The following is a 12,289-nucleotide window of genomic DNA, read 5'->3' as shown; positions in this document are numbered from 1 at the left end:
GCTTAGGGAAACAAACTCAAAGACTTTGTATCTTTAAATATGAGCTTAAAATATTACGCCTGTGGTAATCTCTAACAAATCAGAATACGCACTCCTAGCCCTGTTAGAGTTGGCAACCTGCTACCCTAACGGTGAAGCCCTTCAAATTCGAGAGATAGCGGCATTGCAAGACATCCCCAACCGCTATTTAGAACAACTCCTGGCAACATTAAGACGTGGAGGTTTAATTAAGAGTATACGCGGAGCCAAAGGTGGCTATGTTCTAGCACGAGATCCCGGAAAAATTACAGTGTTGGATGCTTTTAGCTGCATGGAAGGGTCAGATATTGTTGTCTCTTCTTCTGAGCCGACTCCTAATACAGTAGAAGGTGAGCTAATTCAGGAAGTTTGGCAAGAAGCACGTCAGGCTGCTAACTCTGTTTTGGAAAAATATACACTCCAAGACCTTTGTGAACGAAGATCGATCCGACAACAGAAGGAACTAATGTATTACATTTAGGAAGTATAATTACTAATTCGTAATTAGAAAGGATACGTGAAAGTAATGACGAGACAACCTGTGACGCTGTTATATGCCTGAAGTCAATTTTCAACAGCCTATAAATAGTGCCTCTACTCTCGTGGAGAGTTATGCAGCAGGAAAACGGAACTTTAGTAAAGCAGAACTGGGTAATGCTGATTTGCAAGGCATTAACTTAAAAGGATCTGACCTAAGTTATGCTGACCTGAGTGAAGCTAACCTGAGTAGCGCTAATTTAAGAGGAACTGATTTGAGCTTTGCCGATCTTAGTCAAGCTAATCTGAAGGATGCCGATCTTAGGGGAGCATTATTGATGTCAGCAAATCTCCGCCAAGCCGCTCTTAAAGGAGCAAACCTAGAAAAAGCAGACTGCGATCGCAATACCCATTTTCCCCAAGATTTCGACCCGGTGAAAGCGGGTATGCAGATTAAATTTGAAGATTGATTAATTTAAGTTAAATATGGTACTTGCCTCAAGATAGAAGATATTTCTCTCAAAAGAGTTGTATTTTGGTAAGAAAGCCTATCTATGAGGTTGACAATGGAGGCGAAAAGTGAAACCCTCAACCGACGCGCACCACTAATTACTGCTGGAATTTTTCTTGGTGTGGGTCTTGGAGGGTTTATTGATGGAATTTTACTGCATCAAATCCTCCAGTGGCATCACATGCTCAGTAACATTAGACCTCTGACAAACAGGGCGAATATAGATTTGAACATGGTGTGGGATGGGTTCTTTCATACCTTAAATTGGGTATTCACCGTGGCAGGACTTGTGTTATTATGGCGTGCTGGAAGACGTGATGATGTTCCTTGGTCATCACAAACCTTTATTGGATCGATACTGATTGGGACTGGGTTATTCGACTTGGTTGAAGGTTTAATTGACCACCAAATTCTCGGTGTCCATCATGTCAAACCAGGCCCAAATGAGTTAGCTTGGGATCTAGGATTTCTGGCATTCGGTGCGCTACTTGTTGCCATCGGCTGGCTAATGATAAAAAAAGAGTCAAGAGTCATTAGTCATTAGTCATTGGTCATTAGAAGCAGAGAGGCAGGGAGCGGGGGCAGACGGGAAAAAACTTACTGCAACTTCTCCCCCGCTCCCCTGCTCCCCCACTCCCCTGCTCCCCCACTCCCTCCTATGACAGATACTTTTGAAAAAACTAGCTGGAGTTGGCATTTGTCTCAATTCCAACAACAAGCGGGTGAATGGTGGGAATACCAGTTTTACCGCTTTGAAAAAGCTCTACCAGAATTGCCTACTGGATGGTCAATTAGTCCTTGGCTTGGTGAATTGCTGAAATTCCTATTTTGGCTGGTACTGGGATTATTTATAACGTGGGTGGGTTGGCGATTATGGCGAGAATTCAGTCCCTATATATATTCTTGGCTAAATAGAAGTGGCAATCTCACTGATTTTCGCGTCAAAACTCGCTCCAATGAGTCATCCATAGCCATTTTGTTGGAGCGATCGCAAGAATTTTATCGTCAGGGTAACTACCGTGAGGCTTGCCGTTGTATTTATTTAGCGATGTTGCAGCAGTTGGATAAAAGTGCGATCGCACCCCACAAACTCAGCCGTACTGATGGAGAATATTTGCAATTGCTGCGATCTTCTGTGACTCCCATACAGCCTTATGAAACTTTAATTACTACTCACGAGCAATTATGTTTTGGTAATGCTGAGATTTTGCCAGACAATTATCAGCAGTGTCGGCAAGCTTATCGAGAAATTTCCCCAGAATGAAAAAGAGACGTTGCAATGCAACGTCTCTACACAAAATAAACAATATTTTATTTGGTGAGAATTGCGATCGCCTTGTCCACAGCTTGCAAGGCAGCATTGACTTCTGCCTCTGTAACAATTAACGGTGGCACAAACCGAATTACTTTTGGCCCGGCTGGTACCAGCAATACACCCTCCTTGATGGCAGCATTGACGACATCGGCTGCGGTTATCTCGATGTCGGCTCGTAACTCCAAACCGTTGATTAAACCCCAACCCCGAACTTCGCCAATGTGCTGAGGATATTTTGCAGCGATCGCCTTCAATCCAGATCGCAACTGTTCGCCCCTGTCTTGGACATTCTGCAAAATATTTTCCCGTTCCAATGTCTGGCAAACACTGAGTGCTACACCACACACAAAAGGATTTCCGCCAAAGGTGCTAGCGTGTTCCCCTGGTTGAAAAACATCGCAAAATTTCTTGCTCATCATTGCACCGATGGGGACACCTCCACCTAAGCCTTTGGCACTGGTGAAAATATCGGGTTCAACGCCGAGATGTTCGTAAGCCCATAATTTGCCGCTGCGTCCCATACCAACTTGCACTTCGTCAAAAATCAACAAAACGCCAGTTTCATCGCAAATTTGCCGGAGCTTTTTGAAATAGGCAATATCTCCTGGACGAACACCGCCTTCTCCCTGTAATGGCTCGATCAGAATTGCTGCTACCCGATAATCGCCTTCATCTAACTCGCTAATCGCTACTTCCACAGCGTTAATATCGTTGTAATTTACGTAGTGGAACCCAGGAACTAAAGGATCGAAGTACTTTTGATACTTCGGTTGTGCTGTAGCGGTAATGGTTGCCAAAGTCCGTCCGTGGAAACTGGCGTTGGCGGTTAAAATAATCGGTTTTTCAATGTCTAATACTGTGTGGGCGTATTTCCGCGCCAGTTTAATTGCGGCTTCGTTAGCTTCAGCTCCAGAGTTGCAGAAAAATACGCGATCGGCACAGGAATGATCGACAAGCCATTTTGCCAATTCACCTTGCTCAGGAATGTAATACAAATTAGAGACATGGTGCAGCTTTTGGATTTGGCGTGTTACCGCTGCTACCATCGCTGAGTGGGCATGTCCTAAAGTACAAGTAGCAATTCCCGCTACAAAGTCCAGATATTCCCGCCCTTGCGTATCCCAAACCCGGCATCCAGCACCCCGTTCTAGGGCTAAGGGAAACCGGGCGTAGGTAGACATGACAGCTTCATTAAAGCTATCTGTATCAAAGGGACTAGATGCTACAGACCCTGAATCTGGGGGGATGGTGGCTTGGTCAACGAGAGTTTGTAGGCTCACTACCGCTCCTCCTGAAAGTTTTTCATTATATAGTTATTTACTAGTTTCCTAGAAATCCCTAAAAAATACTTTTTATTTAGCACAACTCGTACTTCTTCTTAGGCTAACGCTTATATAACCTCAAAGGCCTGGCGGTGGTGAAAAAAATTAAACCTTGATTTTTCCGCGCAAAGCTGTACTAAGAGACAAATTAATTTTACATGGTGTAACTTAGTTTGATTTATTCTTGCCCACTTACTTAGATTAAATATACTAAAAAGGACGAATATTAAAAAGTTACTAGAAAACTAGAAAAATTAGGTTTAAAGTACTATTTTTACCTCATTCTCAACACTTGAGCAAAAATATCAACGTATCCAAAAAGAGTTGATGGCTGGGGCGATCGCTCTTGGCGGTGTGTTCTTTATTGGCACTTTGTGGTACTGGTTAGTGGAGGGCTGGTCATGGGAAGATGCAGCTTACATGACAGTTATCACTTTAGCCACTGTGGGATACGGAGAGACGCATCCACTCGGTAGTCGAGGACGATTATTTACAATTGCCCTGATTTTGTTGGGTGTAGTCAATATCGGTTACATTGTCAACAGATTTACAGAAGCGATTATTCAAGGGTACTTTCAAGAAGGAATTCGGCTACAGCAACAGAGGCGGTTAATGGAATCCCTATCAGAACATTACATTATCTGTGGATTTAGTCGGACTGGTCGCCAAATTGCCAAGGAATTTCGGGCAGAAGAGGCACCTTTTGTGGTGATTGATTCGGAGATTGAATCAGTACAAAGGGCGCAGACTGAAGGTTACACAGCATACCAAGGCGACGCTACATTAGATGACACACTTTTGAAAGTTGGTATTGAGCGAGCGGTTTGTATCGTTGCAGCCCTTCCTTCTGATGCTGAAAATTTATACATCGTATTATCAGCTAAAACACTGAATTCGGGAATTCGGGTGATCGCACGGGCAAGTACAGAAGAAGCCTTGCAGAAGTTACGACGCGGTGGCGCAGATGAAGTGATATCCCCCTATATTACTGGTGGGAAGCGGATGGCTGCTGCCGCACTCAGACCCCAGGTTTTGGACTTTGTAGACGGGATTTTGACAGGTGCAGACCGCCAGTTGTATATGGAAGAATTTTTACTCGAACCGTCTTTCTGTCCTTTTGTCGGTCAAACTTTACAAAAAGCGAGATTGCGATCGCAATCTGGAGCGTTAGTTTTGGCAATTCGCCGCGTTGATGGAACTTTAATCGGCGGCCCCACTGGCGATACAATTTTAATGCCGGGAGATCGGCTAATTGGTATGGGTACAGCAGAGCAATTGCGTAGCCTGAATCAAATTCTCGGCCCAATGAATTCCAAGAAACTGCGACGACCGAAAAATAGTTGATTTTATTTTATTTAACTACTGTTTTATACTAATTAGGTATTGTTTTTATAGTCATAATTGCGTAAATAAATTTAGACTTTCCCAAATCGCCGCTCCCGTTGCTGGTAAGCACACAAGGCGCGGTGAAATTCGGCACGGTCAAAATCGGGCCAGAGAGCATCGGTAATATAAATTTCTCCATAAGCCATTTGCCAGAGCAGGAAATTTGAGAGGCGCATTTCTCCACTGGTGCGAATTAATAAATCTGGGTCAGTAATTCCGGCTGTGTACAAGTGGCTCTCAAACACCTGTTCATTAATTTCATTGGGTTGTAGCATACCTTGCTGGACTTGCTTTGCGATCGCCTGACAAGCTTGTAAAATCTCTTGCCGTCCGCCATAATTAGTTGCTACTGAAAACCGGATACCACGATTATTCTTAGTTTCTTCCATTGAACGGGAAATTTCTTGTTGAAGCGATCGCGGTAGGTCTTGCAAATTTCCTACAAACTTAATTTGAACATTTTCTTCGACCATTTCCCGCAGTTCTTGGCGCAAAACTCTTTGAAACAGAGTCATCAAAAAATCTACTTCTTCCTGCGGTCTTTTCCAGTTCTCCGTTGAAAAAGCATAAGCTGTCAGCGCCTGAATTCCCCAATCCTGACAACAGCGAAGTAAATCCTTAAGAGCATCTACTCCTCGTTTATGACCCATAATTCGGGGTAGACCCTGACGTTTAGCCCATCGACCATTACCATCCATAATTACCGCAACGTGGTGCGGCAATAATTCTCGTTTTAAATCAGTAGGTAAATCTTGCAGTTTAGTTTGTTGTGCTGTCATTTTTTATCTCGAGAAGCGGTCGATGGTAATCTGAGTAAACGTGAAACTAGTGCTAGTGTCTTCCCACCTATCCGACGAATAAAACTCAACAGACCAGGAGCAACAGCTTCCCTATCGACGGTTGGTGATAAAAGAGCCTCTAATGACTCTTTTAGTTTCTTAATCGTCAGCGGTCTATTTAGGGTTCCCCGTTCCGCTAAGGAAATGGAACCCGTTTCTTCAGAGACAACGACACAAATGCAATTTTCGACCCGCTCAGTAATTCCCATTGCTGCCCGGTGGCGTGTTCCCAACTGGCGCGAGGCTGTGCGTCCCGAAAGTGGTAAAATTATACCTGATGACACGATCCGCGATCCGCGAATCAATGTTGCCCCATCGTGTAACAAAGTTTTCGGCTGAAAAATTGTCTGGATTAGTTCTTTAGAAACCTCCGCATTTAGCTTTACTCCTGGCACAGAAAAATCTCGCTCATCAATTGGCCCTGTGGTTTCCACAATTAGTAAAGCTCCAATACGGTTTTTTGACAATTCTTTAACAGCCTCAACAATTTCATCAATTACACTATCAGATTTGGGGATTGCCAGACGGTCGGGTTGAAACAGCTGACGGAATTCGCCACGCCCTAATTGCTCCAAAAAACGCCGAAATTCTGACTGTAGAGCAACTGCCATCGCCACAGCACAACCAATCACCAATTTTTCTAGTACAAAACTTAGCAGAGGTAGTCCGAATCTGCCACTTAGTGCTGAGGCTAGCATTAAGATAATGAATCCCCGCACCATCCATAGTGTCCGACGCTCACTAATAATAACTAGTATCATGTACGTCAGCGCCAGCACTAACACAATATCCAGAGTCCCAAGTAGCAAGGACTGTGACCACCCCAGGTTTGTCAGCCATTGCTTCCACCAATCTCTCATGACATCTGGATTAAACTTTTGCCTCTAATTTACAGTTGGTCATTAGTCATTAGTCATTAGTTATTAGTTTCTGGCTAATGACCAATGACCAAAGACAAATGACTATTTCTTTAGTCTTTCTGGTAGGCGATCTTGTCGAATTAAATCTTCATAAGTTTCACGTTGCAAAATTAAATTTGCTTCGCCATTCGCCACTACGACTGCTGCCGGTCGAGGCAAGCGGTTGTAGTTAGATGCCATACTGTAATTGTACGCACCAGTTCCCATAACTACGAGAATATCCCCTGGTTCAGTCTTTGGGAGTAGAGCATTGTGAATCAGAATATCTCCTGATTCACAATGTTTACCAGCAATTGTGACTGTTTGGGTTAAAGGTGAAGACATTTTATTGGCAACTACTGCCCGATAAACTGATTGGTAAGTAATCGGGCGGGGATTATCAGACATTCCCCCATCGATCGCTACATAGGTACGAATTTCTGGGATAACTTTGGATGAACCAATAGTATAAGCAGTGACGCAAGCCGTGGCAATTAGCGATCGCCCCGGTTCACTCAGTAATTTTGGCAAAGGCAGATTTTCGGCTGCACAAGCTGCTTGAATTACTTCACAAATCGCCTTCACCCACTCTTCAATACTAGGGGGATCGTCTGATTCTATATACTTAATCCCTAAACCGCCACCAACATTTAACTCTGTAATCTTTAAACCATACTTCCCGGCATCCCGGAGCCACTGCACCATAACGGCGGCCAAATCTTGATGCGGTTGGCGCTCAAAAATTTGGGAACCGATATGAGCGTGTACTCCTACACAATTAAGGGCAGGTTGTTGGCTGACAAAGGTAAAAACTTCATCTAAATCATTGGGATCAAAACCGAATTTGCTATCTAAGTGCCCCGTGCGAATATATTCGTGAGTATGGCACTCAATACCGGGAGTTAACCGTAGCATAATGCGGATTGCTCGATCGTCGGGTTGTGCGATTTCCACAAGGGTATGTAACTCATACCAGTTATCCGCCACAACGGTAACACCTGACTCGATCGCTAAAATTAATTCTTCACGAGATTTATTATTTCCGTGAAGATAAATTTTATCGGGACTGACACCCGCTTGCAAGGCGGTGTAAAGTTCGCCCCCAGAAACGACATCGATACCCAGTCCTTCAGAGGCGGCGATCGCACAAACTGCTAAACAATTCCAAGCTTTTGAGGCATACAATACTTGAGATTCACCCTTGTAGTATTGCTTGAAAGCATCTCGGTATTGCTGACAAGCCGAACGCAGGGTTTCTTCATCTAAAATATATAAAGGTGAACCAAACTGCTCAACTAGGGTCGTAACATCACACCCACCAATTTCCAAGAGGTCATGATCGTGAACTCTGGCAGTCAAGGGTAAAAGTTCTTGATTAGGCGATGAATTTGTGTTGGTGTCCCAACTTTGAGGTAAATATTGACTTCCAGAATGTTGAACCCCAGTGGGGTGAGTCGATACCATAACTATAAAAGTTTTCCTTGTTTAAATTACGGGCTTTGAGTTTGTCTCCCGATTCCCAGTGTACAAAGGGTTTGTAACGTTATTCAATAAATGTGATCGCATTAGACTTAGAAATTAAATTACTGACACTAGAAAATCTCAGTGCTATTCTGGAACTCGATCGAGCCTGTTTTGGCGGACTTTGGACTCTGGAGGGCTACAAGCGAGAATTAGATAGTCCCAACAGCGATTTACTCGGTTTATTTTCCCCCTCTTCCAGCACAAGTTTGTTAGGAATGGGTTGCTTTTGGTCAATTTTAGATGAAGCCCACATTACAATTTTGGCGGTTCATCCTCAATATCACCGTCAAGGTTTGGGTGCGGCTTTATTATATTCACTTATTAAGACAGCTTGCGATCGCAAAATGGAGCGAGCTACCCTCGAAGTCCGAGCTTCCAACTTGGGGGCTATATCTTTATATCAAAAATTTGGCTTCAAAACAGCAGGGCGGCGGCGGCGCTACTACCAAGATAATGATGAGGATGCTTTAATCCTTTGGCTCCCAGATTTACAACACCGCAAATTTAAGACAACTTTAGAGCAATGGTATTCTATGGTTAGCGATCGCCTTGAAAAATCCTCTTGGCACTTGCTTTTTAAGTAAGTACGTAGGCGAGAAAATTTATAATTATTGTGATTGCGTTCGCCCCTGGCGTTCCCGTTGGCGCAGCCTCTCTAAGTGAAGCAATCGGAAGGATTTGGAAATTTTTATATTTTGTTATATGGTTAGGTTTATTTGTGCCTTACATGAGTTGGGCATGATTAATTTTGAATTATTGGGGCTTGCGATCGCCTTCAGCAAAAAAATGTAACTTTACCGCGCTTATTTTTATTCAAATGTTTTATATAAAAAATGTATTGTATAAGTAAATTTTATATCAATATTTTTTGCTTGATATTAAAAAATATATATGTTAAATATAAATGTTTGGGATTGAGTCAAGAAACCCTTAATCTAAGCAGTGAACTGTTTGTAATAAATCCCAAAAAGGCTGGTGAACTCAAGCTCCTCAGTACACTAGCCAGATAAGAGTCGTCAATAGTTAACAATTAGCCCATCAACTCAAGTCATAGCTTCAGGATGTCTATAATCTGTTATACAGGCATCCAAAAGCTTTGCCTGTGCTAAAATCAGCATACCGGCACGACCGCAGATGATGGGATAAAGCCATGTTTGAGCGCTTCACAGAAAAAGCCATTAAGGTAATCATGCTGGCCCAAGAAGAGGCCCGCCGTTTAGGTCACAACTTTGTCGGAACCGAGCAGATCCTCCTGGGTCTGATTGGCGAAGGCACTGGAGTGGCTGCCAAGGTGCTGAAATCAATGGGCGTCAATCTCAAAGATGCCCGAATTGAAGTTGAAAAAATTATAGGACGGGGATCGGGCTTCGTTGCCGTGGAAATTCCGTTTACGCCACGGGCGAAGCGAGTTTTAGAACTCTCCTTGGAGGAAGCACGCCAACTGGGGCATAACTACATTGGCACCGAGCATCTGCTGTTGGGCCTAATCCGCGAAGGGGAAGGCGTCGCAGCCAGGGTGCTAGAAAACCTCGGTGTGGATCTATCTAAGGTAAGAACCCAAGTCATCCGCATGTTGGGAGAAACTGCCGAAGTTTCACCAGGCGGTTCATCCGGGCGCACAAAAACCCCGACTCTGGATGAATTTGGCTCAAACCTGACTCAGATGGCAATAGACAATAAGCTCGATCCAGTGGTGGGACGCGCTAAAGAAATTGAGCGGGTGATCCAAATATTGGGTCGCCGGACTAAAAATAACCCAGTGCTGATTGGGGAACCAGGGGTTGGTAAAACTGCGATCGCTGAAGGTTTAGCTTCACGCATTGCCACCAAAGATGTCCCTGACATCCTCGAAGATAAACGCGTCGTCACCTTGGATATTGGTTTGCTCGTAGCAGGAACCAAGTATCGGGGTGAATTTGAAGAACGCTTGAAAAAAATCATGGATGAAATCCGCTCGGCGGGTAATGTCATTCTCGTGATTGATGAGGTACACACCTTAATTGGTGCGGGTGCAGCAGAAGGTGCGATTGACGCAGCAAATATCCTCAAGCCAGCTTTGGCCAGAGGTGAGTTGCAGTGCATCGGTGCTACAACCTTAGATGAATACCGGAAGCACATCGAGCGAGATGCAGCGCTAGAGCGACGTTTCCAGCCAGTAATGGTTGGTGAACCTACAGTTGATGAAACAATTGAAATTTTATATGGTCTGCGCGAACGCTACGAGCAACACCATAAACTGAAAATCTCCGACGAAGCATTAGTAGCGGCGGCGAAATTGTCAGACCGTTACATTAGCGATCGCTACCTCCCAGATAAAGCCATCGACTTAGTTGATGAAGCTGGTTCTAGAGTGCGCTTGATTAACTCTCAACTGCCACCCGCAGCCAAAGAGTTAGATAAAGAACTGCGTCAGATATTAAAAGAAAAAGATGACGCGGTGCGCTCTCAAGACTTTGACAAAGCTGGAGAATTGCGCGATCGCGAAATGGAAATCAAAGCCGAAATCCGGGCGATCGCTCAAAGCAAGACCAATGCAACTGGCACAGAACATGAAGAACCTGTAGTTACAGAAGAAGACATTGCCCACATTGTCGCTTCTTGGACAGGTGTACCGGTGAACAAACTCACCGAATCTGAATCTGAAAAGCTGCTGCACATGGAAGACACCTTGCACCAGCGTTTAATTGGTCAAGACGAAGCTGTGAAGGCAGTTTCACGGGCAATTCGCCGCGCTCGTGTCGGTTTGAAGAATCCCAATCGACCCATAGCTAGCTTTGTCTTCTCTGGGCCTACTGGTGTAGGTAAAACCGAGTTGGCGAAATCCTTAGCTGCTTACTTCTTCGGTTCCGAAGAAGCGATGATCCGCTTAGATATGTCCGAATACATGGAGCGTCACACCGTCAGCAAGCTGATTGGTTCCCCTCCAGGTTATGTTGGTTATAACGAAGGTGGTCAGCTGACTGAAGCCGTGCGGCGGCGTCCTTACACCGTGGTGTTGTTCGACGAAATCGAAAAAGCACACCCCGATGTATTCAACATGCTGCTGCAAATTTTGGAAGACGGACGGTTAACTGATGCCAAAGGTCGCACGGTGGACTTCAAGAACACCTTGCTGATATTAACTTCCAATATTGGTTCTAAGGTAATTGAAAAAGGCGGTAGCGGTATCGGCTTTGAATTCTCCGAAGATGCCAGCGAGTCAACTTACAACCGGATTCGCTCTTTGGTTAACGAAGAACTCAAACAGTACTTCCGTCCAGAGTTCCTCAACCGACTTGATGAAATTATCGTCTTCCGTCAGTTGAGCAAGCCAGAAGTGACCCAAATCGCCGAAATTATGCTCAAGGAAGTATTTGGTCGCCTGACCGAAAAGGGTATCACCTTAGAAGTCACAGACCGCTTCAAGGATCGTTTGATCCAAGAAGGTTACAGTCCCAGCTACGGCGCAAGGCCATTACGTCGGGCAATTATGCGCCTGTTAGAAGATAGCCTAGCAGAAGAAATTCTGTCTGGTCGTATCAAGGATGGCGATACAGCCTTAGTTGATGTGGATGAAAATGGCGTTGTGCAAGTTAGTTCTCAACAGAGCCGGGAATTGTTACCCCAAGGTGTTGAGTAAGATTTAAGGTTTGAGATTTAAATCTCAAATAAAAAATTAGAAAACGGTAGAGTATTTATTGCTCTACCGTTTTTTTCGGTCTGCGTTAGTATATCGTTTACTAAACCGCCTTGTATTATAGCTTGGTAGTAGAATTAGGACACAACATGAACAAAGGAGCAAGGACGTGCAAAGCATACTTTTAAGCCGCGAAGAAGTTGGACGACGTGCGAAAGAATTATATGAAAATAGCATTCGTCAACAAGTAGAACGAGAAGAAAACATCGGTAAAATGGTGATTATCGATCAATACGGTTCAGTTAAGGCTGAAAAACTGATTAGTGATATGAAATTTAGGAGTTTCAACTCGTTGTCCAGTACCTCTGTGTTTTGGCTTTTT

The 12,289-nt window shown here is 44.2% G+C and carries 11 protein-coding genes and 1 pseudogene; 8 read left to right on the top strand and 4 right to left on the bottom strand.

The window, feature by feature from the left end; all coding sequences use genetic code 11:
* The first annotated feature begins 61 nt into the window (after nt 1-61).
* The 4 genes from V7K45_RS24020 to V7K45_RS24005 all read left to right on the top strand — a co-directional run bounded on the left by V7K45_RS24020 (nt 62) and on the right by V7K45_RS24005 (nt 2,270).
* A complete protein-coding gene (locus tag V7K45_RS24020; protein ID WP_335007473.1) occupies nt 62-499 on the top strand; it encodes an RrF2 family transcriptional regulator in 438 nt (145 codons plus the stop codon).
* Nucleotides 500-572: 73 nt separating this feature from the next.
* Nucleotides 573-965, top strand: a complete 393-nt coding sequence (locus tag V7K45_RS24015) for a pentapeptide repeat-containing protein (protein ID WP_335007472.1) — start codon at nt 573-575, stop codon at nt 963-965.
* A gap of 96 nt (nt 966-1,061) precedes the next feature.
* Complete coding sequence (locus V7K45_RS24010) at nt 1,062-1,550, top strand: DUF2243 domain-containing protein (protein WP_335007558.1); 489 nt, start codon at nt 1,062-1,064, stop codon at nt 1,548-1,550.
* A gap of 114 nt (nt 1,551-1,664) precedes the next feature.
* Nucleotides 1,665-2,270, top strand: coding sequence for a DUF4129 domain-containing protein (locus V7K45_RS24005; RefSeq protein WP_335007471.1), 606 nt, complete (start codon nt 1,665-1,667; stop codon nt 2,268-2,270).
* A 47-nt stretch (nt 2,271-2,317) separates the two neighbouring features.
* Here V7K45_RS24005 and V7K45_RS24000 read toward each other — a convergent pair whose 3' ends face one another.
* Nucleotides 2,318-3,601, bottom strand: coding sequence for an aspartate aminotransferase family protein (locus V7K45_RS24000; RefSeq protein ID WP_335007470.1), 1,284 nt, complete (start codon nt 3,599-3,601; stop codon nt 2,318-2,320).
* Between the two features lie 369 nt (nt 3,602-3,970).
* Between V7K45_RS24000 and V7K45_RS23995 the strand changes: the two genes are divergently transcribed.
* Nucleotides 3,971-4,987 (top strand): potassium channel family protein, encoded by a 1,017-nt coding sequence (locus V7K45_RS23995; RefSeq protein WP_335007469.1) that lies wholly within the window; start codon nt 3,971-3,973, stop codon nt 4,985-4,987.
* 71 nt (nt 4,988-5,058) lie between these two features.
* Here the strand turns inward: V7K45_RS23995 and V7K45_RS23990 are convergent, their stop codons facing one another.
* The 3 genes from V7K45_RS23990 to lysA form a co-directional block, all read right to left on the bottom strand.
* Nucleotides 5,059-5,808, bottom strand: a complete 750-nt coding sequence (locus tag V7K45_RS23990; RefSeq protein ID WP_335007468.1) for an isoprenyl transferase — start codon at nt 5,806-5,808, stop codon at nt 5,059-5,061.
* Nucleotides 5,805-6,728, bottom strand: a complete 924-nt coding sequence (gene cdaA, locus V7K45_RS23985) for a diadenylate cyclase CdaA (RefSeq protein WP_335007467.1) — start codon at nt 6,726-6,728, stop codon at nt 5,805-5,807. Before cdaA ends, V7K45_RS23990 begins: the two co-directional genes overlap by 4 nt.
* Nucleotides 6,729-6,830: 102 nt before the next feature.
* On the bottom strand, nt 6,831-8,231 hold the full coding sequence (lysA, locus tag V7K45_RS23980) for a diaminopimelate decarboxylase (RefSeq protein ID WP_335007466.1): 1,401 nt from the start codon (nt 8,229-8,231) through the stop codon (nt 6,831-6,833).
* Nucleotides 8,232-8,323: 92 nt separating this feature from the next.
* On the opposite strand from lysA, the gene rimI reads away from it, so the two are divergent.
* The 3 genes and pseudogenes from rimI to V7K45_RS23965 all read left to right on the top strand — a co-directional run.
* Nucleotides 8,324-8,875 (top strand): ribosomal protein S18-alanine N-acetyltransferase, encoded by a 552-nt coding sequence (gene rimI / locus V7K45_RS23975; RefSeq protein WP_335007465.1) that lies wholly within the window; start codon nt 8,324-8,326, stop codon nt 8,873-8,875.
* A 566-nt stretch (nt 8,876-9,441) separates the two neighbouring features.
* Nucleotides 9,442-11,910, top strand: a complete 2,469-nt coding sequence (locus V7K45_RS23970; RefSeq protein WP_335007464.1) for an ATP-dependent Clp protease ATP-binding subunit — start codon at nt 9,442-9,444, stop codon at nt 11,908-11,910.
* A gap of 166 nt (nt 11,911-12,076) precedes the next feature.
* Nucleotides 12,077-12,289, top strand: a pseudogene (locus V7K45_RS23965) (hypothetical protein); the annotation flags it as partial.

This window comes from Nostoc sp., assembly GCF_036917375.1.
GTDB lineage: Bacteria > Cyanobacteriota > Cyanobacteriia > Cyanobacteriales > Nostocaceae > Nostoc.
The sequence above is the reverse complement of the archived record's forward strand: the minus strand, read 5'-3'. Positions and strand labels throughout refer to the sequence as shown.

Coding starts and splice junctions, on each gene's coding strand:
- V7K45_RS24005 (WP_335007471.1), top strand. CDS start 1,665: ATGACAGATACTTTTGAAAAAACTAGCTGGAGTTGGCATTTGTCTCAA.
- V7K45_RS24015 (WP_335007472.1), top strand. CDS start 573: ATGCCTGAAGTCAATTTTCAACAGCCTATAAATAGTGCCTCTACTCTC.
- V7K45_RS23990 (WP_335007468.1), bottom strand. CDS start 5,808: ATGACAGCACAACAAACTAAACTGCAAGATTTACCTACTGATTTAAAA.
- V7K45_RS23995 (WP_335007469.1), top strand. CDS start 3,971: ATGGCTGGGGCGATCGCTCTTGGCGGTGTGTTCTTTATTGGCACTTTG.
- V7K45_RS23970 (WP_335007464.1), top strand. CDS start 9,442: ATGTTTGAGCGCTTCACAGAAAAAGCCATTAAGGTAATCATGCTGGCC.
- V7K45_RS24010 (WP_335007558.1), top strand. CDS start 1,062: ATGGAGGCGAAAAGTGAAACCCTCAACCGACGCGCACCACTAATTACT.
- cdaA (WP_335007467.1), bottom strand. CDS start 6,728: ATGAGAGATTGGTGGAAGCAATGGCTGACAAACCTGGGGTGGTCACAG.
- lysA (WP_335007466.1), bottom strand. CDS start 8,231: ATGGTATCGACTCACCCCACTGGGGTTCAACATTCTGGAAGTCAATAT.